Source organism: Rhodococcus sp. NPDC076796 (assembly GCF_040702765.1).
Taxonomy (GTDB): Bacteria; Actinomycetota; Actinomycetes; order Mycobacteriales; family Mycobacteriaceae; genus Rhodococcoides.
The window spans coordinates 177485-200609 of sequence record NZ_JBFBMS010000001.1 but is presented as its reverse complement, the minus strand read 5'-3'; the positions used below and the strand labels follow the sequence as shown (position 1 = coordinate 200609).

Here is a 23125-nt window from a genome sequence, read left to right as displayed (position 1 = left end):
GACGAGGACCGCATGAAATCGACAGGCGCACGAGGCTCGGTATGGTCGACGGTTGCGGTGATCGTCGGGATTGTTGCTGTCGGCACGGTTGTGGCCGGCCTGCTGCACGAACCGCAGCCTGAACCGATCGCGATTCCAGGTTGCGCGGAGGTCATTCAGCCAGAGGACTTGGTGCGAGTGAACTATGCATTCGTCATCGAGGGCGACGCCGACGTTTCCGAGGTGCCGTGGAGATTCGAGGCCAAAGCACAATCGATGACCGATGCCCTGATCGCGGCACTACCCACCGGAGCGACCGTCGATCCCGATCCGTTCGCACCGGCCTTCGGCTTCGACGCACTCGCAGTACGGCAGTCACTGGACGGATACGCCGACGCGTTCGGAACCGTCACCGTCGGCGATCGGACCGGCACGCTGACAGTCACTGTCTGGCTGTCCTCCGAGCCGGTCGGTCCGTGCTTCGCGGGCGTCGTCGACGAGCGCTCGACGCAGGCCGACGGAACAGTGCTCGACATTCAGGACAGCAAAGACGCGAGTCGCGTCATTGCGCGTGCGACCGACGGCACCCGAATCGATGTGAGCGCCAACGGCGTACTGACGCTCGAGCACGTCATCGATATCGCACTGGCACCCGGCCTTCGTGCGAGCGCGCCCGCCTGACGGGTTCGGTGCTCACTCGGGCTGCACCTGAGCGTTCACTACCGTCGCCAACCGGCGGCATCCCGCGCACGACACCCGATCGTGAACAGTCACGTCCGCGCGCGTCCAGTGGCCTATCTTGAGTTCGATGCGAATAGCTGTGGTGGAGGACGACGACGGACTCGGTGATGCGTTGGTGGACGCGTTGACCGAGGTGGGGCACACGCCTGTCCGCATGCGCCGCGGTGCCGATGCCCTGCTCGGCTACCACGAGATGGACGTCGTGCTGCTCGATCTCGGACTACCAGACATGGATGGCCTCGAAGTTCTCCGAAAGCTCAGGACCCTGAGTTCGGTTCCGGTGGTGGTGCTGACGGCACGGGACGACGAGCGCTCGGTGGTCCGGGCACTGCGCGGCGGCGCCGACGACTACGTCGTCAAGCCGGCTCGTTTGGGTGAATTGCACGCGAGACTCGAGGTGGCCGCGCATCGTCGAAGCGCGGCGACCGAACCCACGGCGGACAGGCTGACACTCGGTGACGTCGTCGTCGATCTCTCCGGCCGTGCCGTCGAAGTCGGCGGACGCTCAGTTGCGCTGACCACCAAGGAGTTCGACCTGTTGGCCCATCTCGTGACGCGACGCGGCGAAGCAGTGAGCCGGGAACAGTTGATGGACGCAATCTGGGGCGACGCCTATGTCGCGATCTCACGAACGCTCGACGTACACATGACGGCGTTGCGTTCCAAGCTTGCTCGCCCGGGTGCCATCGTCACCATCCGCGGCTTCGGCTACCGCTGGGATACCTGACGTGCGGCGGCGAGTCCTGTTGGTGTTGATGATCTACTCCACCGTCGTCGTGCTTGCTCTGTCGGTTCCCCTCGCGCTGTTGGTCGGCCGCGAACGGGCTCAACGATTCGGCGAGAATCGGGCCGCCGCAGCATCGTTCTTTGCAGAACTCAGCTCGCGAGAAGACGAATCCGGTGTAGCCCGTATCCGAGAATCGTTGCAGCGCTACAACAGTCTGTACGACGAGGGAGTTGCCGTCGTCGATCGCACCGGAGGGGTGCGGGCGACGTCCGGCCTGGACGTACAGCGTGCCGACATCCAGCAGGCGGTGGCAGGAGCGTTGCGCAATCAGCGCGGCGACTTACCGTCGAGTCTGACGCCGTGGTCGGATTCCTCGGTGCTGATTGCCGCCCCGGTCGGTGGGGGAACGCAAGTGGACGGCGCAGTGGTTCTCGAGGCGTCCACCGATTCTGCGCGTCGGGACGTCGCAATTGCCTGGGTGGTCATCGCTGTCGGTGCCATGCTGATCCTCGCGACGGTCGCGGTGATCGCTGTTGCGTTGTCGCGCTGGGTCGTTCGTCCGCTGAGCGCATTGTCCTCGCGAGTCCATTCGTTCGGCGACAAGTTCCACGATCAGGTGTCGGTCGAGGGATCGCATCGTCTCGAGCCGGTGCCGTACGTCGGGCCACCGGAGGTGCGTGAGCTGTCCAGTGCCTTCGAGGCCATGGCCGACGACGTCGAGGCCGCCACCGCTGCGCAACGTCGATTGGTGGCCGACACCGCCCATGCTCTCCGGAACCCGCTGGCAGCGTTGCGAATTCGGATGGACGTTCTGGGAATGCGGGTGCCGGATTCGGCAACCGATGCACACCTGCGGACCACACTCGAGGTGGATCGCTTGAGCTCCGTGGTGGAAGATCTGCTCGTTCTCGCAGCTGCCGAGACCCCGGCGAGCACCCGGTCTCCCGGCTGCGATCTCGGTGCGGTTGTCGCAGATCGAGTCGAATTCTGGTCGAGCACGATATTCGTGGCGGGAATGACCGTTCACGTCTCGGAGCCGGATGCCGATGCGGAGTGTCGCGTTGCGATGTCCGAGGACGACCTGACTCGAATTCTCGACGCTCTGCTGAGCAACGCAACCAAGTACGCCGGCTCCGGCTCCGGCATCGAGATCGACTACCGAAGCAGTGACGCGGACGTCACGATGTGGTTGTCCGACAACGGACCTGGCGTGCCCGCAGACGAACTCGGCAAGGTCGTCGATCGGTTCTACCGAGCCTCCGGTTCGCACGGCGACGGCACTGGTCTGGGTCTGTCGATCGTCCACGCTCTGACCGAGCGAGCCGGCGGATCCCTTCGGGTCATGGAGCGTCGACCAGTGGGACTGCGGATCGAACTGCGCCTTCCGAAAGTCGTTTCCTAAGGGAGTGTTAGGAAATCCGAAACGGCTTGGTTCCGGCCTGTGCTTGCCGTCACAGTAGGGAGGCTTCGGTTGCCGATCGTCGACCGGCAGCCCAAATGCCCGACTGTGGAAGGACCAAACCATGGCCAACGAGGCCACCTCGATCGCCGGTACGACGCTCCCGAGTCCACCCGTTTCCTCTCGCGCTGCCACCCGCCGTGCTGTCTTCAACACGCTGCGGGGGTCGTCCGGAAATCTGGTCGAGTGGTACGACGTGTACGTCTACACCGTCTTCGCAACGTATTTCGAGAATCAGTTCTTCGACTCCGCCGACAAGAATTCCACGATCTACGTGTACGGGATCTTTGCCGTCACCTTCTTGATGCGACCAGTGGGATCGTGGTTCTTCGGCCGGTATGCCGATCGCAACGGGCGCAGGGCTGCGCTGACGTTCAGCGTCTCGATGATGGCTGCGTGCTCGCTGGTCATCGCGCTCACTCCGGGCCGGGAGAGCATCGGCGTATGGGCCGCCGTAATCCTGATCCTGTGCCGCCTGGTTCAGGGCTTCGCCACCGGCGGTGAGTACGGTGCGTCGGCGACATACATGTCCGAGGCCGCCACGCGCGAGCGTCGGGGATTCTTCTCCTCGTTCCAATACGTCACCCTCGTCGGTGGACATGTGCTGGCACAGGTGACTCTGTTGCTGATGCAGGTGTTCCTCGAGCGCGAACAGATCGAGGACTTCGGTTGGCGCATAGCCTTTTTCATCGGCGGAGTGGCGGCAGTGGTGGTCTTCTGGCTGCGCCGCAGCATGGACGAATCCTTGACGAAGGATCAACTCGACGCCGTTCGCAGCGGTGCGGACAAAGCCTCCGGTTCTTTGAAGGAGTTGGTCGCCAACCACTGGCGCGCGTTGCTGATCTGCTTCATGGTGACCGCCGGTGGCACCATCGCGTTCTACACCTACAGCGTCAACGCACCCTCGATGGTCAAGACCGCGTACGAGGACCGGGGGATGACCGGTACCTGGATCAACCTCGCCGGACTGGTCTTCCTCATGCTGCTGCAGCCCATCGGCGGAATGATCAGCGACAAGGTGGGTCGCAAGCCGCTGCTCGTCTTCTTCGGCATCGGCGGCGTGCTGTACACCTACGTGCTCATCACGTACCTGCCGACGGCGACTTCGGTGGTGCAGTCGCTCGCACTGGTGTGCGTCGGTTACGTCATCCTCACCGGCTACACCTCCATCAATGCGATCGTCAAAGCGGAGCTGTTCCCCTCGCACGTCCGGGCACTCGGCGTCGGCCTGGGATACGCACTCGCCAACTCGGCCTTCGGTGGCACAGCACCACTGATCTATCAAGCCGCGAAGAACGGCGGGCACGTGGGTTGGTTCATCCTCTACGTGACGGTCGTGATCGCTATCTCGCTGCTGGTGTACATCTTCGTAATGCGCAACAAGTCCGAGACCGTGCTCGACCGAGAGCAGGGTCGAGCGTTCCAGTGACCTGTCACGCCTTACAGTGACTGACATGCCCGAGCCCGCAGCGTCGTTCTCACGTAGAACGGCGCTGCAGGCAGGTCTGTTGGCACTGAGCGCTGCCGTCGTGGGCGCCTGCACCTCGGACCCGCCGATGCAGCTGCGGCTCGCGGCGGGCGAGGTCGGCGGCTTCTTCTGGGAGTTCGCCGGACTGTTGTCCGACGCTGCCGCCGACACCGATGCCGCCGAGATAGTTCCGCTCACGACGGCCGGCTCGGTCGACAACCTCGAGGCGTTGGGATCTCGGCGGGCCGAGCTGGCCTTGACACTCATGGACGCCGCCTACAGTCATCCGAGCGGAGAGCTGACGGCGGTCGGGTGCGTCTACGAGAACTACTTTCAAGTGGCCGTGCGAGCAGACTCGGCTATCGAGTCCATGGACGATCTGCGAGGGCGAAACGTGAGTATCGGTGCCCCGGGATCCGGTGCTACCGAAGTGTCTCAGCGAGTCCTCCGCGCAGCGGGTGTGGCGGAAGGCGCTGCTGTCGAACAGGTTCAGCTGTCGATGAGCTCGGCGGCAGATGCTTTGACGGCCAACGAAGTCGACGCCGTGATGTGGGCGGGCGGGTTGCCGACTCCGGCATTTGCCCAGCCGCGAGCCGCGATCCGTCTACTCGATCTGGGCACCGTCGTCACCGATCTGAGACGCGAATTCGGTACCGCGTACGAGGCGGTGCGGGTTCCGGCGAACGTGTACGGCGAACACCCGGAGGTCACCACCGTCGGGATTCCGAATCTTCTGCTGGCACATCCGGAGGTGCCGGACCGTGTTGTCGCCGCACTGGTGAGTGTGCTTCTCGATCAGTCGTCCGGCCTCGTTCCCGGTCAGGCGATCGGCAGCCAATTTCTCGACGCGCGGTCGCTCGTCATGACCGGCAGCATTCCCCTTCACCCCGGAGCCGAGCGGGAATATCGACGACGGCACGGATGATCGACCACCTCACAATTTCGCTGCGAGTCGGTGGTAGGCCGCGTTCCATCGCAGTGTCTGCTGGAATCCTCGTGTCGTGGTGTCGGAATCGATGGTGAGCAGCTCGACCCCGATCATGTCCGAGAATGCCTCCAGCACAGGCAAGCCGATCGCGGTACTCAGAACCGTGTGGTGGGGCGCACCGGCCGTCAGCCAGGATTCCGCCGACACGGCGAGTGAGGGCTGCGGTTCCCATACCGCGCAGGCGACCGGCAGCTTCGGCAGAGCCTCGTCGGGCTCGACGACGTCGATCACGTTGGCAGTCAATCGGAATCGTTCACCGACGTCCGAGAGGCCGACGACTACGCCGTGGCCGGGGTCCGCCGTGAAGCGCAGGCGCACTGGGTCTTCGCGGCCACCGATGGACAATGGATGGATCTCCAGGGTGGGCCGCGAGTCGGTGATCGAGGGACACACTTCGAGCATGTGCGCGCCGAGGATCTTCTCTGCCCCCGGGACGAGATTGTAGGTGTAGTCCTCCATGAACGATGTTCCACCGTCGAGACCCTCGGCCATCACCTTCATGGCGCGCAACAACATCGAGGTCTTCCAGTCGCCCTCACCACCGAACCCGTATCCGTCGGCCATGAGGCGCTGCACCGCGAGTCCCGGCAATTGGCGGAGCCCACCGAGATCCTCGAAGTTGGTGGTGAAGGCCTTGAAGCCACCCTCGGTGAGGAACTGCCGTAGGCCGGCCTCGACGCGGGCGCCGTACCGCAGTGATTCGTGGCGGTCGCCGTCTTTGTCGAGGCTCGGTGCGATGTCGTACAGCGACCGGTATTCGTCGATGAGGTCGGACACGGACGAGTCGCTCACGCCGTCCACGACCTCGACCAGATCGTTGACGCCGTAGGTGTTGACGGAGACTCCGAATCGCAACTGCGCTTCGACCTTGTCGCCCTCCGTCACTGCGACGTCGCGCATGTTGTCGCCGAAACGTGCCAGGCACAGTGACCTCAACTCCGCGCGGCCGAGAGCTGCTCGCACCCACTGTTCCGCCCGCTCGATCACCGCGGGATTGTCGACGTGGCCTGCCACGATCGTGCGTAGAACACCCACCCGAGACTCGACGTGCCCGAACTCGCGGTCGCCGTGCGCGGCTTGGTTGAGATTCATGAACTCCATGTCGATCGTCGACCACGGCAACGACATTCCGGCCTGCGTGTGCAGGTGCAGCAGCGGCACGTCCAACGCGTCGAGCCCGGCGATCCACATCTTGGCGGGGGAGAAGGTGTGCATCCAGGTCACGACGCCCACGCATTCGTCGGCGGCGTTCGCCTCGCGCATGCAGCGCAGGATGGACGACGCGTCGAGCAGCACTGGCTTCCAGACCACCGAGACTGGTAGTGCTGCATCGAGTTTGTCCGCGATCTCGCGGGACTGGACGGCTACCTGATCGAGTGTCTCGGGACCGTAGAGGCTTTGACTGCCGGTGAGAAACCATACTTCGGACATGGGGGTACCTCCGTGGAGAGAAGATTCGGCGCGCCGGTCAGCGCTGGCCGTAGACGTTCTGGTAGCGGTCGTAGAGTGCGTCGACCTTCGAGCTCGGTATGGGAAGTGGTTGTCCCAGTTGGTAGGACAGGTGTACCGACCTCGCGACGTCCTCACACATGACAGCTGCTTTGACGGCAGCCCTGGCCGTCGGCCCCACCGCGAACACGCCGTGGTTCTGCATCAGGACTGCCGGAGATCGACTGTCTGCGAGGGTGTCGACGATGCCGCGGCCGATCGAGTCGTCGCCGATCGTGGCGAAGGGCCCGACCGGAATGTCGCCGCCGAACTCGTCCGCGCACATCGTGGTGACCACGGGGATCGGTTCTCCTCGGGCCGCCCACGCCACCGCATAGGGCGAATGTGTATGCACCACACCGCCGATGTGTTCGAGGTGTCGGTAGACATAGGCCTGCGCCTCGGTGTCCGAGGACGGTGCATGGTCGCCCTCGACGACCCTGCCGTACAGATCGCACACCACCATGTTGCCGGGCGTCAGGTCGTCGTAGGAGACGCCACTGGGCTTGATGACCATCAGGTCCCGGCCGGGGACCCGCGCCGAGACGTTGCCTGCCGTCCACACGACCAGTCCGTACCGCACCAGCTCGGCGTGCAGGGTGCATACGTCGCGGCGGACCTCCTCGATGACCTCACGCACGTCGTCGACAACGGTCATCATGCATCCACCTTTCGGGTCAGTGCGTCGCGTCGGAGTGCTCGCAGACGGCGCATGATCGGCACGTCCCGGCCGAACCGGTCGTGCAATTCCAGATAGATCTCGAAGAGAGCGTCGTACGCCTGAGATCGCGATTCGTCGGGCACGAATGCGGCGCGACGAACCTTGCCCATCGACTTCGATGCAACGGGCACATCGGAGTAGCACCCGGCCGCCACTGCGGCATGAATGGCGGATCCCAGGGCCGGTCCCTGGGCAGAGTCGATGACCGACAACGGCATTCGTAACACGTCGGCGTAGATCTGCATGAGCAGGGGGTTACGGGCCAGCCCACCCGCCACCACGAACTCCTCGACCGGAACGCCGCTGTCGCGGAACGTCTCCACGATGACGCGGGTTCCGAACGCCGTAGCTTCGAGCAGCGCACGGTAGGTGTCCTCGGGACGCGTGGCCAGCGTGGTCCCGACGACCAGCCCGGAGAGCTCGTGATCCACCAGAACCGACCGGTTCCCGCTGTGCCAGTCGAGCGCGACGAGCCCGTGCTCACCCACGTCCTGCGTCTGCGCGAGCCGCGTCAGGTGTTCGTGGACCGACTCACCTGCCGCGGCCGCCGCCTCGCTGTACGACGCGGGAACCGAAGTGCGCGTGAACCATCCGAAGATGTCGCCGACGCCGCTCTGTCCTGCCTCGTAGCCGAACGATCCGGCGACGATTCCGCCGTCCACCACCCCGCACATGCCGGGAACTTCCTTCAGCACGGTCGAACTCATCACGTGGCAGGTCGATGTTCCCATGATGGCGACCATCCGGCCCGGTTCCACCGCTCCGGCCGCGGGTGCCGTCACGTGCGCATCGACGTTGCCGACAGCAACGGCGATACCCTCGGGCAGCCCGGTCCATTGCGCGGCCTCGGCGGTCAACGTACCTGCTCGAGAACCCAACTCGCCCAACGGCTGATCGAGCTTGTCGGCGACGAAGGAACCGAAGCCCGGTGCCAGTTCGGTGAGGAAGTCGACGGACGGGTAGTGCCCGTCCTGATAGATGCCCTTGTATCCGGCGGTGCACGCGTTGCGTACGTAGTGTCCGCAGAGCTGCCAGACGATCCAATCGGCCGCTTCGACCCATCGGTCCATCGCGTCGTAGATCTCGGAATCTTCCTCGTGAATCTGCAGCGCCTTGGCGAACTCCCATTCCGAGGAGATCAGTCCGCCGTAGCGAGGGAGCCAACTCTCGCCGCGACGCGCAGCGAGATCGTTGATGCGGTCCGCCTGCCCCTGTGCTGCATGGTGTTTCCACAGTTTGACGTACGAGTGCGGTCGATCGGCGAAGCGTGGATCCTCGCACAGCGGAGTGCCGTCGGCGTAGGTGGGCACCATGGTGCAGGCGGTGAAGTCGGTACCGATGCCGACCACCTGCTCGGGTGCGATGCCTGCGGCGGCCAGCGCAGCCGGAACCGCACGACGCAGGACATCGCGATAGTCGTCGGGCACCTGCAGTGCCCACGCGTCGGGCAATCGCACCGTGCCGTCGGGCAGCGTCTGCTCGAGCACTGCGTGTCGGTAATCGTGTACTGCCGAGGCGATTTCGGCACCGTCGGACACTCGAACGACGACGGCGCGTCCGGACAGGGTGCCGTAGTCGACTCCCACCGTGTATCGGTCAGCGTTCATGCGAACTCCCTGGTGTGTTGCGGTATTGGTCGTGGTCATCTACGTCTCGCCGTCATCAGTCGCTGGGCCACGACGAACAGAAGCAGCAGTACTCCGATAGTGATTCGCGTCCACCAGGAACTCAGTGTTCCGTCGAACGCGATGAATGTCTGGATCGCACCGAGAATGAGCACGCCGACAAGCGAACCCAGCACGTATCCGCGTCCACCGGTGAGCAACGTTCCGCCGATGACCACCGCCGCGATCGCGTCGAGTTCCATTCCGACGGCGTTGAGGCTGTAGCCGGACAGGGCGTAGAAGGAGAAAAGGAGTCCGGCGAGTGCAGCGCAGAATCCACTGATCGCGTAGACGCCCACCTTCACCGCGGCAACTTTGAGCCCCATCAGCAGTGCGGACGCTTCGTTGCCGCCGATGCCGTACACCGAGCGACCGAAGCGGGTGCAGGCCAGGACGTACATGGCGACCGCCACTACGACGAGTGCGATCACCACGCTCCACGTGATCGTGTAACCCCCGGGGAGTTCGATCACGGCGAAGGCGATGGACGAGAAGGTGTCGTCGGTGATCGGAATGGACTCGACGCCGATCATGTAGCACAGGCCGCGGGCGAGGAACATGCCGGCGAGTGTGGCGACGAACGGCTGAATCTGCAGGTAGTGAATCAACGCTCCCATGATCGTGCCGAGCACCGTTCCGCACAGCAGCACCACCGCCATGACGACGAACGGCGACCAGCCCAATTGCAGTGTGCGAGCAGCGATCATGGTCGATAGTGCCACTACGGATCCGACGGACAGATCGATGCCCCCGGTGAGGATCACGAACGTCATTCCGACCGCGAGAACGATCAGGAAGGAGTTGTCGATCAGCAACGACAGGAACACCTGTGGGTCGGCGAATCCGCTGTAGCGGAATTCGCCGAGTCCGAAGAGGCCGATGAACAGCGCGAATGTTGCGATGACGGGCAGGAATCGGGTCGGCGGAGAGTAGCGCCGGATGCGGTCCCACGTCGACGGCGACGGGACCGGTGCACTCGTGGAGGTGGTGGGGGGAGCAGTCAGCAGATCACTCACGGTCGTACCGCCTTGGTCGAGTCGGGTCGCACGAAGGACCGCAGCGTGGCGCGGATTCGCGGTGATTGCAGGAGGCAGACCACGATGATGACGACTGCCTTGAACAGGTAGTTGGCCTCGGATGGAATGCCGACGTTGGTGATGGTGCGAGTGAGAGTGCCGATCAGCAGTGCGCCGACCACGGTGCCCGCGATGGAGAATCGGCCACCGGTGAGCGCGGTGCCGCCGATGACGACGGCCAGAATGGCGTCCAGCTCGATCCATTGGCCGAGGCTGTTGGCGTTCACCGAGTTGGTGTTGGCGGCAATGATCAGGCCGGCCGTTCCCGAGCACACCGCGGCGAACACGTAGACGGTCCAGACGATCGTGCGCGAGCGCACACCGGCCAATCTGCTTGCCTCCGGATTGATTCCGACTGCCTCGACGAGCATTCCCAGAGCGGTGCGACGCGTCAGCACCGCGGTACCCGCAACCACCACGAGCGCGATGATGAGGGCGAGCGGCAGACCGAGAAAGGTGCCGGACGCGAGTTCGCTGAACGCAGCGTTGTTGACGGTCGTGATGTTTCCGTCGGTGATCAACATGGCGAGCCCACGGCCGGCGACCATCAGAATCAACGTCGCGATGATGGGCTGAATGCCGAAGACGGACACGAGAAGTCCGTTCCACAGACCGAGCAGCAAGCACGCGCCCAGCGCCCAGACGACGGCCATGATCATGGTCGTCGTGGCACCCTCGTCCGGTGCGGCGGCGATTCGGGTGCAGGCGACCGCGGCGGCGATCACTGCGACCGCGCCGACGGAGAGGTCGATACCGCGAGTGGCCACCACCAGCGTCATGCCGACGGCGACGAGGATGAGGGGCGCGGAGTTGCGCGCGATGTCGACGACGTTACCGAACAGTCCGCCGTTCTCGATGCGAATATCGAGGAAGTCCGGTGTGACAACGACATTGACGACGATCAGTGCGATCAATGCCAGCAGCGGCCAGACCACGGGCTGGGTGAAAGCGGAGCGGACGCGCGCAGGCGCGGCGGTCTTCGGTTCGAGAGTTCGAGTCATGGTGCGACAGTCCTGTCGATGTTCGAGGCGGTGACCGCGGTGGGTTCGTCGGTACGAACGCCCGCTGCGATGGTGGCCAGCACGTCGCCCACCGACACTCCGTCGTTGATGCGTTCGTCGATCTTGCGGCGATCGCGCATGATCACGATGCGGTCGCTCAGGCGCAGAATCTCTTCGAGTTCGGCGGAGATGAATACCACCGACATTCCACGGGCCGCGAGATCGGCGACCAGAGTTTGAATCTGAGCTTTCGCGCCGATGTCGATGCCACGCGTGGGTTCGTCGAGGATCAGAAGTTCCGGTTCGGTGATGAGCCAGCGGGCGAGCAGAACCTTCTGCTGGTTGCCACCGGACAGGTTGCGCATCGAGGCATTCGAATCTGCGGGTCGGATGTCGAGTGCAGTGATGTAGTTCTGCACGAGCTTGTGTCTCGTCGCTCGGGGAATGGGTCGTAGCCATCCCCGCTTCGCCTGCAGTGCGAGCATCATGTTGTCTGCCACCGACAGGTCGCCGACGACGCCGTCTGCCTTGCGATCCTCGCTGGTGAGCGCGATGCGTCGGTCCGCGGCCTGCCGAGGACTGCGAATGCGATGTTTGGTGGAGTGCACCTCGATGGATCCGGAATCCGCCCTGTCGGCCCCGGCGAGCAGTCGGGCCAATTCGGTGCGACCTGAGCCGAGCAGGCCTGCGACGCCGACGACTTGGCCTGCGTGAAGGCGAAGATCCGTTGCCTCGAGAGCGCCCTTGCGGCCGATGCCGAGTACCTCCACGACGGGAGCGTCTCCTGGCACCACCACTACCGGTTCGCGGCTGTCGAGTTCGCGCAGAGTGTCGAGTTCGCGTCCGATCATCAGCTCGACCAACTCGAACTGCGGGGTGTCGGCAACCAGTCGCTCGGAGACGAACTTGCCGTTTCGCAGGATCGTCATCCGATCGGAGATGCGATAGATCTGGTCGAGGAAGTGCGAGACGAACACGATCGACGTCCCGTTGCCCCGAAGACGCTCGATCACCGAATACAGAGTCTCGACCTCGTCCTTGTCCAGACTCGACGTCGGTTCGTCGAGGATCAGAACCCGAGCATCGACGTCGACCGCGCGGGCGATCGCGACGAGTTGCTGCACGGCGATCGGGTGATCACCGAGGATCGACGACGGTTCGATGTCGAGACCGAGGCGGTCCAGAGTGGTGCGTGCACGACGGTTCATCGTGCGTCTGTCGATTCCGCCGATGGCTCCCAACACTTTTCCGGGGAGCCGACGGGGTTCGCGGCCCAGGAGCATGTTCTCGGCAACCGTCAGATTGGGAAGCAGATTCACTTCCTGGTAGACGGTGCTGATGCCTGCAGCCTGGGCCGCGCTCGGAGTGGCGAACTCGTGCTCGGTCCCGTCGATGGTGACGGTTCCGTTGTCGATCGAATAGACGCCGGTCAGAGCTTTGATCAACGTCGACTTACCGGCACCGTTCTCACCCATCAGTGAGTGCACTTCACCGGGAAAGAGTCGGAGCGAGACCCCGTCGAGGGCTCGAACGGCACCGAAGGTGATCGAGATGTTCTTCATCTCCACGATGGGAACCGGCTCCGCAGCGGGAACGGTATCGGTGGTCATGAAGACGTACCTCAGTACTGGCGGTCGGCGAGTACGGCGGCCGCCTGATCGGACGTGAAGGTGGTCTCCTCGGTGACGACCCGCTTGGGTACGTCCTCACCCTTGACGACTTTGTCGGTCAGCTCCATCAGTTGAGGTCCGAGAAGGGGATTGCACTCGACGATGAAGTCGATCTTGCCGTCGGCGAGGGCCTGCATTCCGTCCTTGACAGCGTCGACCGTGATGATCTTGATGTCCTTGCCCGGCACCAGTCCGGCGGCCTCGATGGCTTGGATTGCGCCGAGGCCCATGTCGTCGTTCTGAGCGAAGACGACGTCGATCTGGCCGCGGTTGGAGTTCAGGAACGACTCCATGACCTGCTTGCCGCCGTCGCGGGTGAAGTCGCCGGTCTGCGACGCCGTGATGGCGATGTTCGGCTCGCTGCCGATCGCCTGGCGGAATCCCTCGGCGCGGTCGATGGCCGGAGCGGCACCGGTGGTGCCTTCGAGTTCGACCACGTTGATCTTGCCGTCTCCGGTGGTATCGGCGATCGCGCTGTTCTGCACCAACCAGTCACCGGCCTTGACGCCTTCTTCGACGAAGTCCGACCCGAGGAATGTCGCGTAGAGCGAATCGTCGGTGGTGTCGACCGCACGGTCGGTGAGAATCACAGGGATGTCGGCTCGCTTCGCTTCCTGCAGAACAGGTTCCCACCCGGTCTCGACAACCGGGCTGAACGCGATGACGTCGACCTTCTGCTGGATGTAGGTGCGAATCGCCTTGATCTGGTTCTCCTGTTTCTGCTGTGCGTCGGAGAACTTCAGATCGACGCCGGCTTCGGTGGCTGCCTCTTGAATCGATGTCGTGTTCGCGGTCCGCCAGCCGCTTTCGGCACCGACCTGGGAAAAGCCCAGGACGGTACCGCCTTCGCTGCCGCCGCCGGACGCGTCGTCGCCTCCGCTGCTGCACGCGCTCAGGACGATCGCGCCACTCAGGACGAGCGCGCTTGCCGCAAAAAATGTTTTGGACGCCATGGTGATCTCCTCGATGTCGCCACTCCGCTGTGACGTATGCAACATAGTGTGAGCGTTAACATCGGCAGTCGTCAATAGTTCGGCCAAGATCGATCGAAGAATTGTTAACGCTCACCCACGGTGGTCGACAGAGAACTTCCACTCGATGAGGGACCGGTACGTCTCGCCGGTGTTCAGTTCGGCCGACGGGAAGTTCGGATGATTCGGCCCGTCGGGAAACAGCTGAGGTTCGAGCGCTATGCCGTCTCCCTGGCGCAGCATGGTTCCGCGGCGCGAGACATCGCTACCGTCCAGGAAGTTGCCGGTGTACACCTGCAGCCCGGGCTGATCGGTCCACACCTCGAGTGCGGTACGGCTGCGCGCCGAGGAGAGCCTTGCCGCGCACCGCAACCCGTCGCCGTCGACGACGAAGTTGTGGTCGATTCCCCTGGCCGCCGACAATTGCGGGTGGCTGGCGCGGGCGAGATTGCCGACGCGACCCGGCTCTCGGAGATCGAGCGCACTGCCTGCGACGTCGTCGATGCTCCCGGTGGGAATGCCGTCCGGATTCACGGGAGAGAACGACGACGCGAAGACCTGGAGCACGTGGTCGTCGATGCCGTGACCGTCGAGGTCGAAGTATGCATGCGAGGTCAGGTTCACCACGGTCGTCGCGGTCGTGGTGGCGGTCAACTCCAAGCGCACGGTGTCGTCCGTGACCGAGAACCGTGCCCGCGCACGAACCTCGCCCGGGTAGCCCTGATCCCCGTCCGGGCTGATCAGCTCGAGTTCGACCGAGTCCGCCGATCGCTCGACGACGGTCCAGTGTCGCGAGTCGAAGCCGTCGGTGCCGCCGTGAAGGTGATTGACGCCGTCGTTGATCGTCAGCTGCACCGGCCGTCCGTCGATGTCGAGCCGTCCATCCGCGATGCGGTTGGCGTACCGACCCACTGTGGAGCCGAAATAAGCTGTGGACGAGCGCAATTCATTCTCTCCGGCTAGGCCCACGAGAACGTCGCGTCGCTGTCCGTCGCCGCAGGTGACCGACATGCGCTGCAGGGTGGCACCGTAGGTGAGCACGTCCACCTCGACGCCGGGCGCGGAGCCGATCGTGACGGTCTGGCTGGAATTCTCATCGGATGGCACGGCTCGACGATAGCGCCGGCCAGTGGGATCGGTGCTGTGATCGTTGCGTGCGGCGGGCGGCGCGGCCCGCATTCGCACGTGCGCATACTATGGTGTGATGCAGGCCACATCGTCTCGCGTTCACTGACGAAGGTGCACGAAAACTGTGAGCGCCCAATCGATCTCGGTCTGTCGATCGCACCAGGAATCCGCCGAACAGGAGAAATCGTGGCAGACAACAGAGCAGTGACGTACGCCGGACCGGGCAAGGTAGAGGTTCAGGACATCGCATTTCCGGGCCTGGAGTTGACCGACGGCCCCGGAGTGAATCCGGCCAACGTCGGACGCAAATGCGAACACGGGGTGATTTTGAAGGTCGTGTCGACCAACATCTGCGGCAGCGACCAGCACATGGTTCGCGGGCGTACGACCGCGCCCGAGGGGCTGGTGCTCGGCCACGAGATCACCGGCGAAATCGTCGAGGTCGGACGCGACGTCGAGTTCCTGAAGGTGGGAGACATCTGCTCGGTTCCGTTCAACATCGCCTGCGGACGGTGTCGAAACTGCAAGGAGCGCAAGACGGGAATCTGTCTCAATGTGAACCCCGATCGACCGGGCTCGGCATTCGGCTACGTCGACATGGGCGGGTGGGTCGGCGGCCAGGCCGAGTACGTCATGGCGCCCTACGCAGACTTCAACCTGCTGAAGTTCCCCGATCGCGACCAGGCTCTGGAGAAAATACTTGACCTGACCATGCTCTCGGATATCTTCCCCACCGGATTCCACGGAGCGGTCACCGCAGGTGTCAAACCCGGTGCGACGGTGTACATCGCGGGCGCGGGACCGGTCGGCCTCGCCGCCGCAGTCGGTGCGCAATTGCTGGGAGCATCGGTGGTGATCGTCGGCGACATGAACGCCGAGAGGCTGGCCCAGGCGCGAACGTTCGGCTGCGAGACCGTCGACGTGGGCAAGGGCGCACCGCAAGATCAGATCGAACAGATTCTCGGTGTGCCCGAGGTCGACGCCGCGGTGGATGCGGTGGGCTTCGAGGCCCGCGGTCACGGTGGAGATTCGTCCAGGGAGGCCCCGGCCACGGTTCTCAACTCGTTGATGGACATCACCACAGCGGGAGGCGGAATCGGCATCCCGGGGCTGTACGTGACCGGCGATCCCGGCGGCGTCGACGAGGCTGCTCAGCGTGGTGCTCTGTCGCTCAGCCTCGGCACCGGTTGGGCAAAATCGCTGTCGTTCGCCACCGGGCAGTGCCCGGTGATGAGCTACCACCGCGAACTGATGAATGCGATTCTCTCGGAGCGGGTCTCGATCGCGAAAGCTGTCAATGCAACTGTGATCTCGCTCGACGACGCTCCGCGGGGCTACCGCGAATTCGACAGTGGAGTCGCACAGAAGTTCGTCATCGATCCACACGGCATGATCGCCAGCTGACGCCACCGCGCGACGACGGCCGCCCTCGCTACCCAGTGTGAGAGGGCGGCCTTTCCGTGTGTGCAACGGACGCAACCCGAACCGACTGGCCACGCGAGGCGAATCCCGCCGACGACCCCGCTTCGGATGTCCTGGTGCAGTGTGAGCGGTGTCACTGGTGTGTACTTCAACTGTTCCGATGCCCCGAGGCAAGTAACAGGTATGACGATGATGCGTTTCGGCCCGACCCGGATCCGTCCCGGGCGGCACCCGAACACGGTGATGCCACCTTCGGACGAGGCAGGTGAATTCGCAGGAGTCTACGAGGATCATGCCCGCACGATCCACCGGTACCTGGCTCGTCGAGTGGGAGTCGACCTCGCCGACGACCTGACGGCGGACACGTTCTCCGTGGCGTTCTCGGGATGGGCGAGCTACGACCCGACCAGGGGCGGCGTGCTGCCTTGGCTGTACGGCATTGCGGGACATCAGCTCTCACGGCACCGCCGCCGCGAGGTCTCGGGCTACCGTGCGTTGGCGCGACACGGCATCGATCCGGTCGCGGAGACGGGCTTCGAGTCCGCTGTCGTCGACCGAGACAGTGCACATCGTCGGACCCAGGCACTAGCAGGCGCGTTGGCCGCCCTGTCCTCGTTCGACCGGGACGTCCTGCTGTTGGTCGCCTGGGAAGACCTGACGTACGAGCAGGTCGCGTCGGCGCTCGACGTGCCCGTGGCGCGCGTTCGATCTCGATTGCACCAGGCCCGCAAAACTTTACGATCGTTCGAGGAGAAATCATGAACCTGCACGAGACCGACATGAGCACCTTCGAGCGAAGCGGCAGCCTGCGCGAGTTTCGCAGCGGCATCGCACCGATGTCCGATCGGGCCTATGCCGAGGGGCTCGCTGCGGCCACCGAACCGGCACCGGCCGAAAAGGCGGGCCCGGCATTCGGTCGATGGACCGCTGCCGCCGCAGCCGTCGTCGCAGTGATGGTCCTCGGCCTGCAACTCAGCGGAGGCGGTACGCCGAGCGAGGCAGTGGCGGCCACCGTTCTCGACAGAGCGGCCGTCGCCGCGTCCTCGGCACCGCCCTTGGATCTGCCATCCCAGGGGTGGGTGTACCGGGAGATCCTGCGGCAGAACGGGCCGAGTTGGGTGACTGTTCAGGTATGGGAATCCGTCGACGGCAGTGCTCCGGGCTTGATGACCTCGACCGAGAACGGTGCGTCGCAGTCGACGACGCTTCCGGTGGGCGACCAGTCGATCCTCGCGTCTCGTTCGCTGTCCGCACTCGAGCAATTGCCCGACGACCCGGCGGAGGTTCTCGAGGACTTGAGGAAAGACCCGGCCACCGCAGCCGACATGTCGCTGAACGACGTCGACGAAGACGTCGCGGTGTGGGAGCAGATTCGAGCACTGACTGAGCGGGTGCCCGTGCAGAAGCAATCGGTCCTGTTTCGAGCGGCCCGGGACATCGACGGTCTCGATGTCGAATCCGGAGTCACCGATGCCGCCGGCCGTAGTGGCACCGCACTGGGTCTCGACGATCCTCGGCTGGGAATCATCCAGCTGGTGTTCAGCGACGACGACGGCCGGTTGCTCGGAGAACGAATTCTGCAGCGCGACAACCGATCGACTCAGTTCTCGAGTTCGGTGACCAACATCGCAGTTGTGCCGGCCATCGGGGACGTCCCAGCGCCGCGATGACGAGGGACGCACCTATGCTGGCGTCATGTTCCTTCTCTTCGGCTTCGGCAGCAAGCGCAAACACATCGGCTCGGGTGCCACGCGAACCTGCCCACGCTGCCACAACGTCACGCAGTGGGCGCGCATGAAGCAGTACCAGCAGTTCACGCTGTTCTTCGTGCCGGTCGCACGCTGGAAGCGGGTCGAGTTCGAGGAATGCGGAATCTGCGGCGAGGCAGTGTCGGTGTGAGTGCCTGCAGAATTCTCGTCTCATGAGAATCGCCGAGGACTACGCGGCGTGGAAAGCGCTCGGCCCCGGTGGGCTACCCGCCAACGTGGTGGGGTGGGCCGTCACCAAGATCCTCACCCCGCTCGGTCGGGATCCGCTGACCGTCCGTGACGCCGTCGCCGACGCTGCCTCGCCGACGTGGGAACTGCCGGCCCGGCCCGGGCCCCGTCCCTCGGTTGCCCCTTATCCGATTCCGCATCGCCAGCTGAACGGCATCGCGCCGGGCGGCCCGGTGTCGGTGTTCGACGTTCTCGAGTCCCACGCGCGAACCGACTCCGATCGCCTGTACCTGGGCACGAGTCATTTCGAGAAGCGCGGGCAGGCCCTGTACGTGGTCGCCGAGAACCGGCGACCCGGTGTGGTGACTCGAGCAGGCGGGGAGATCGCTCACGTCCACCCCAGCGACGGGTCGCTGCACGTCGTCGCGCAGCACGGCGATGCCCAGCGCATCATCGATGCCGGTTGGGGAGAACTGCATCCGTTGGCCGGCCGCCCACCGATCGGACTTCCTGAGCCCTACGTGTTGTTGTACTCGCCCCGAGACCGCTACGACGTAGAGCAGATCACCAGGATCCTCGATCGTGTTGTCGAAACCGCCTTGCGCACCGGCTGATTGCAGCAGTACCGCTCGGGGGCTCGGCAGCCAACGCGGGCTGCCGAGCCCCCGCGAGCGACTCATGCCGGTGCCAGCACCACCACCGAGTTGTGTCCGCCCATTCCCAGGGACGATTTGACGGTCAATCCGGGCTCCGCCGCGGTGAAACCGTCGAGCAGCAGGGGGTGAGCATCCGAGACCTGCGGGGCAGCCGGCACGAGTCCGCGCTCGAATCCCATGACCGCAGAGATGGTTTCGATCGCCGACGCGGCTCCTTGGCAATGTCCCGTCAACGGCTTCACCGAGTACACCTGAGCGTGGGAGTCCAGCACTGTCTCCAAAATGGTGGCTTCTGCCGCATCGCACTGAGCGGTGCCGGGGCCGTGGGCATTGAGATACCGCACCTGCTGGGCAGTGACGTCGGCGTCGACCAACGCCTGCTCGAAGCAGGCCCGCACCTGGGTGAGCGCAGGGTCGATCGAGGTGGCATGAAACGCGTCGTGTGTCATCGAACCGCCGAGTACCCGTGCATACGAGGCCGAGCTGCGCGTCGACAGAACGAAGGCCGTTGCGGCCTCACCCATTCCGAACCCGCGGCTGCCCTCTTGGAACGGCCGGCAGCCTTGCTGTGGCTCGACGTCGACCACACCGACGCCGAGCTTCACGAAGTGGTCGATGTTCTCCGGCGTCAGGGACAGATCCGTGGCGACGAACACCACGTCGTCGACGAATCCGGTATCGAGCCACATCTTGGCGGTGAGCAGACCTGCATTGCCCGACGCGCACATCGCCGAGACGTTCATGGCCGGGCCGTGAAAGCCGTATTCCTGCATCAGGAGGGACACCGGGGTCGACGGCATCAGCGTCAGATAGTCACGAACTCGGCGTTCTCCGCCGTCGCGTAGATAGAAGTTGCGCCACTCGTCCACTTCACCCAGAACGACGGCATGGATCAGACCCACCCGTCGACCCGGCTGCCAGCCCCGCGCCATCGCGTCGTCGACGGCCTCGCGTGCCGCCCCGCGAAGCGCCCGTCCGAATCGGCTGGTGCTGTCGCTCCGATCCCCGCCCTCGGGGACTTTCGCCAGCCAGACCGGATTTTGTCCCGGCCGGGTGAGGTCGTGGTGCAGCGTCGCCGCCGCCTTGCCCGTGGACAGGCCGTCCCACAGGGCGGATGCGCCCCAGCCGTAGCCGGACACTGCGCCGATCCCGGTGATGTCGATGCCGTGAGAGCTCATCGTCGAAATCCGTTTCTTTTCGAGGTACGCGAACCGGATTCGGTTCGCTCCTCGATTTAGCCCCGCAAACCGGCATCAGGTCCAGTCGAGAAAAGGGACATACAGTCCGAAACGGACGTGAGTCGCCAACGGCACGTTGGTAAGTGGTTCAATCGGGTGTTGACCGTCCGCCTACGATCGCGAGGACCGAGCATGGCTCCAGGGGAGCGTGATGGCGTCGGCGACCCTCGATCGCTTCCCGCGTCGCCCGGACTCGCCGATCGTTACCGAGTTCTCGTCGAGCATTCACCGGACGCGATCGGTGTCCATCGTCAAGGCATCCTCGTCTACCTCAACCCAGCCGGGATGCGGTATCTGCGCGCCGAGGATCCTGCGGACGTCGTCGGGCATCCGATCACGGAGTTCATCGCCACCGAATCGGTGGGACCCATGCTCGAGCGGATCTCTGCCCTCGACGCACACGGCACTGCCAGCGCCGCGTCGGAGGCAACGGTGCTGGCCCTCGACGGTACGACGCTGACGATGGAAGCGGTGTCGGTGCGCACCGTCTGGAACGGTGAGGCGGCGTTTCAGGTCATTCTTCGGGATCTCACCGAACACAAGGCTGCGCAGAAGGCGCTGCAGAAGCAAGCCGCGCTGGTCGAGCACGTCAGCGACGCCATCATCGGTGTGTCAGTCGACGGTCTGGTCTCGAGTTGGAACCCTGCTGCGGAGTCGGTCTACGGGAGACCGGCAGCGGAGGTGCTCGGTCGTGACGTCTCGACGGCCGTCGGGGTGCCCTGCGATCCGGCCGCGATTCTCGCTGTCGGCGGCCGACTGTGCGATTCCCATCGGCGTGCGGACGGGTCGGCGCTCGCGGTTATCGTATCGGCCGCCCAGATGCCCGACGGCTACGTGTTGGTCTGTGCCGACCAGAGTGCCGTACGCAGAGTCGAGGAACATTTCACCGCGGTCGTGGAATCCCTGGAGGCGGGTGTCGTCGTTCTCGATCACACCGGCCGAATCGAATCGGCGAACCTTGCTGCGAAGACCATTCTCGACATTCAGGTCGGATTGGCGACTGCAGGGCAGGCGTCGGTGCTTCCGTTCCGGGTGTACGGCACCGACGAAGCGCCGATTCACCCGTTCGAGCATCCCGTCGCCGTCACCAGGAAGACCGGCGAGCCCTGCCAGGCGGTGATCGGGATCGAACGTCGCCGAGACGGCCGGAACTTCTGGCTGTCCTTGACGGCGACGATGCTCACCGCGGGCGACCCGACCCCCTCGGTCGTCGCGACGTTCGTCGACATCACCGACGCCTATCGGATGAGCATGAAGCTCGAGCATGCGGCGACACACGACGATCTGACCGGTCTGCCGAACAGGCCGTTGATCCTGGCTCGTCTGGACGAACAGCTGGCGGAGCCCGATCGCGAGGACTCCATGGCCGTGCTGTTCATCGACCTCGACAACTTCAAGACCATCAACGATCTGCACGGACATACCGTCGGCGACGCCGTTCTGGGGGTGGTCGCAGACCGTCTGACGCGAGCTCTTCCGGCCGACGCCTTCGTGGGTCGGATCGGGGGCGACGAGTTCGTGGCAGTCGTGTCGCGTTGTGTGGGTACCGAGGCCGACGATGTTCGCGCCGAACTCGCCACACCCATCACTACCGCGGGGCGGGTGTTGACAGTGACGGCGAGCATCGGTGGTGTCACCGTCGACCGCGACGACACCCGAAGTGCTTTGGACATACTCGACGATGCCGATCACGAGATGTACCAGGCCAAGCCTATTTCGCAGTACATTTCTCATTCATAACAACATCGGTAACGATCTGTTGTATCTGTTACCAAAGGTACGCATGGTGCGTATGGGTCGGACATACTTCTTCGGTGATATCGACCGTACGTAAGTTCCTGTTCGTCGTACCGATGGTGATCCTGGCGATCGCCGGGCTGATGTTCTCCACTGCGGGAACCGGTGCCGCTGCACCCTCTGCGTGGCGCTACACGATGGTGGCGTTCAGCAACGACAGCGATCGAGACATGGATGTCTACGAATCCAGCGACGGCACCGACTTCACCGCACTGCAGACATCGGCGTACCGACCTCCGTCCGGTGTGGTGCGCGATGCGAGCATATTCCGGCACACCGACGGTATGTACTACGTGACGTACACGACGGGCGGCGGGGCGAACATCGGCTTCGCGCGCAGCAGCGACCGCGTGAATTGGACGTTCCTGCAGAACTTCCCGATCCCGTTCTGCTGCGCTTTCCTGCCGGGCACCGGAGCCGGTACCGGATCGGCCAGCCCGCCCGGATTCAGCGGATCGGCCGGCTTCTCGGACGGACCGTCACTGTCTCCGTTCACCACGAAGGCATGGGCACCGGAGTGGTTCGTCGAGGGCGACCGCGTCAGCGTCATCGTGTCGCTGTCGACCGGCGGCGGGTTCGTCCCGTATCTGATGACGGCCATGGATCCGGGTCTGAGGATGTGGAGCTTCCCGGTTCCGTTCGTCGGCATCGGTGCGGACCACATCGACACCACGGTGGTCAAAGTAGGGCCGACCTACCACGCACTCACCAAGAACGAGACCCACAAGGTCATCGAACACTGGACGGCACCGTCGTTGATCGGTCCGTACACCCTCGTCCCCATCCGCGATTTCGGACCACTGAAAGAAGGTCCGGCCGTCATCGAATTGCCCGACGGCACATGGCGGTTGTACTACGACGACTACACCAACCGGAAGTACTTCTACTCCGACAGCACCGACGGGTTGAACACCTGGTCCGAGCCTCGGGAACTCCCGGGTGTGTCGGACACCGTCCGCCACATCGGTGTGATGAGAGAGCCCGCCTGACAGTG

General features: G+C 64.3%; 21 protein-coding genes. 12 read left to right on the top strand and 9 right to left on the bottom strand.

The window, feature by feature from the left end; translation table 11 throughout:
- Nucleotides 1-12 precede the first annotated feature (12 nt).
- The 5 genes from AB0366_RS00935 to AB0366_RS00915 all read left to right on the top strand — a co-directional run bounded on the left by AB0366_RS00935 (nucleotide 13) and on the right by AB0366_RS00915 (nucleotide 5299).
- The gene (locus AB0366_RS00935; RefSeq protein ID WP_366242351.1) at nucleotides 13-660 is read left to right on the top strand and encodes a hypothetical protein; all 648 of its coding nucleotides are present in this window, start codon (nucleotides 13-15) and stop codon (nucleotides 658-660) included.
- 127 nt (nucleotides 661-787) lie between these two features.
- Nucleotides 788-1447 (top strand): response regulator transcription factor, encoded by a 660-nt coding sequence (locus AB0366_RS00930; protein WP_121870578.1) that lies wholly within the window; start codon nucleotides 788-790, stop codon nucleotides 1445-1447.
- Nucleotide 1448: 1 nt separating this feature from the next.
- Nucleotides 1449-2849, top strand: coding sequence for a HAMP domain-containing sensor histidine kinase (locus AB0366_RS00925; RefSeq protein WP_366242350.1), 1401 nt, complete (start codon nucleotides 1449-1451; stop codon nucleotides 2847-2849).
- A 121-nt stretch (nucleotides 2850-2970) separates the two neighbouring features.
- Nucleotides 2971-4335: an MFS transporter gene (locus AB0366_RS00920; protein WP_366242349.1), complete on the top strand. Its 1365-nt coding sequence runs from the start codon at nucleotides 2971-2973 to the stop codon at nucleotides 4333-4335.
- 25 nt (nucleotides 4336-4360) lie between these two features.
- The gene (locus AB0366_RS00915; RefSeq protein WP_366242348.1) at nucleotides 4361-5299 is read left to right on the top strand and encodes a TAXI family TRAP transporter solute-binding subunit; all 939 of its coding nucleotides are present in this window, start codon (nucleotides 4361-4363) and stop codon (nucleotides 5297-5299) included.
- Between the two features lie 9 nt (nucleotides 5300-5308).
- On the opposite strand, the gene araA is transcribed toward AB0366_RS00915, so the two are convergent.
- The 8 genes from araA to AB0366_RS00875 all read right to left on the bottom strand — a co-directional run bounded on the left by araA (nucleotide 5309) and on the right by AB0366_RS00875 (nucleotide 15060).
- On the bottom strand, nucleotides 5309-6793 hold the full coding sequence (gene araA, locus AB0366_RS00910) for an L-arabinose isomerase (RefSeq protein WP_366242347.1): 1485 nt from the start codon (nucleotides 6791-6793) through the stop codon (nucleotides 5309-5311).
- Between the two features lie 37 nt (nucleotides 6794-6830).
- Nucleotides 6831-7508 carry an L-ribulose-5-phosphate 4-epimerase gene (locus AB0366_RS00905; RefSeq protein WP_121870575.1) on the bottom strand — a complete coding sequence of 226 codons (678 nt, stop codon included), beginning with the start codon at nucleotides 7506-7508 and terminating at the stop codon, nucleotides 6831-6833.
- Nucleotides 7508-9178, bottom strand: a complete 1671-nt coding sequence (araB, locus tag AB0366_RS00900) for a ribulokinase (protein ID WP_366242346.1) — start codon at nucleotides 9176-9178, stop codon at nucleotides 7508-7510. The genes AB0366_RS00905 and araB overlap by 1 nt, the downstream gene beginning before the upstream one ends.
- 35 nt (nucleotides 9179-9213) lie before the next feature.
- On the bottom strand, nucleotides 9214-10251 hold the full coding sequence (yjfF, locus tag AB0366_RS00895; RefSeq protein WP_259467984.1) for a galactofuranose ABC transporter, permease protein YjfF: 1038 nt from the start codon (nucleotides 10249-10251) through the stop codon (nucleotides 9214-9216).
- Nucleotides 10248-11312: an ABC transporter permease gene (locus AB0366_RS00890; protein ID WP_366242345.1), complete on the bottom strand. Its 1065-nt coding sequence runs from the start codon at nucleotides 11310-11312 to the stop codon at nucleotides 10248-10250. Before AB0366_RS00890 ends, yjfF begins: the two co-directional genes overlap by 4 nt.
- On the bottom strand, nucleotides 11309-12922 hold the full coding sequence (locus tag AB0366_RS00885) for a sugar ABC transporter ATP-binding protein (RefSeq protein WP_366242344.1): 1614 nt from the start codon (nucleotides 12920-12922) through the stop codon (nucleotides 11309-11311). The genes AB0366_RS00890 and AB0366_RS00885 overlap by 4 nt, the downstream gene beginning before the upstream one ends.
- 11 nt (nucleotides 12923-12933) lie before the next feature.
- Nucleotides 12934-13935 carry an ABC transporter substrate-binding protein gene (locus tag AB0366_RS00880; protein ID WP_366242343.1) on the bottom strand — a complete coding sequence of 334 codons (1002 nt, stop codon included), beginning with the start codon at nucleotides 13933-13935 and terminating at the stop codon, nucleotides 12934-12936.
- 111 nt (nucleotides 13936-14046) lie between these two features.
- Entirely contained in the window at nucleotides 14047-15060 is a 1014-nt protein-coding gene (locus AB0366_RS00875) for an aldose epimerase family protein (protein WP_366242342.1), read from the bottom strand.
- Between the two features lie 207 nt (nucleotides 15061-15267).
- Between AB0366_RS00875 and fdhA the strand changes: the two genes are divergently transcribed.
- The 5 genes from fdhA (at nucleotide 15268) to AB0366_RS00850 (ending at nucleotide 19054) form a co-directional block, all read left to right on the top strand.
- Nucleotides 15268-16485, top strand: coding sequence for a formaldehyde dehydrogenase, glutathione-independent (gene fdhA / locus AB0366_RS00870; protein ID WP_366242341.1), 1218 nt, complete (start codon nucleotides 15268-15270; stop codon nucleotides 16483-16485).
- A 201-nt stretch (nucleotides 16486-16686) separates the two neighbouring features.
- The gene (locus tag AB0366_RS00865; protein ID WP_183130216.1) at nucleotides 16687-17265 is read left to right on the top strand and encodes a sigma-70 family RNA polymerase sigma factor; all 579 of its coding nucleotides are present in this window, start codon (nucleotides 16687-16689) and stop codon (nucleotides 17263-17265) included.
- Nucleotides 17262-18173: a hypothetical protein gene (locus AB0366_RS00860; protein WP_366242340.1), complete on the top strand. Its 912-nt coding sequence runs from the start codon at nucleotides 17262-17264 to the stop codon at nucleotides 18171-18173. Before AB0366_RS00865 ends, AB0366_RS00860 begins: the two co-directional genes overlap by 4 nt.
- A gap of 25 nt (nucleotides 18174-18198) precedes the next feature.
- On the top strand, nucleotides 18199-18402 hold the full coding sequence (locus AB0366_RS00855; protein ID WP_121872593.1) for a zinc-ribbon domain-containing protein: 204 nt from the start codon (nucleotides 18199-18201) through the stop codon (nucleotides 18400-18402).
- A 22-nt stretch (nucleotides 18403-18424) separates the two neighbouring features.
- Complete coding sequence (locus AB0366_RS00850; RefSeq protein ID WP_366242339.1) at nucleotides 18425-19054, top strand: hypothetical protein; 630 nt, start codon at nucleotides 18425-18427, stop codon at nucleotides 19052-19054.
- A gap of 62 nt (nucleotides 19055-19116) precedes the next feature.
- Here AB0366_RS00850 and AB0366_RS00845 read toward each other — a convergent pair whose 3' ends face one another.
- Nucleotides 19117-20274 carry a beta-ketoacyl synthase N-terminal-like domain-containing protein gene (locus tag AB0366_RS00845; RefSeq protein ID WP_366242338.1) on the bottom strand — a complete coding sequence of 386 codons (1158 nt, stop codon included), beginning with the start codon at nucleotides 20272-20274 and terminating at the stop codon, nucleotides 19117-19119.
- Between the two features lie 192 nt (nucleotides 20275-20466).
- Here AB0366_RS00845 and AB0366_RS00840 point away from each other — a divergent pair, with 192 nt between their 5' ends.
- Nucleotides 20467-22074: a diguanylate cyclase gene (locus AB0366_RS00840; protein ID WP_366242337.1), complete on the top strand. Its 1608-nt coding sequence runs from the start codon at nucleotides 20467-20469 to the stop codon at nucleotides 22072-22074.
- Nucleotides 22075-22187: 113 nt separating this feature from the next.
- A complete protein-coding gene (locus AB0366_RS00835; protein ID WP_366242953.1) occupies nucleotides 22188-23120 on the top strand; it encodes an arabinofuranosidase in 933 nt (310 codons plus the stop codon).
- Nucleotides 23121-23125 lie beyond the last annotated feature (5 nt).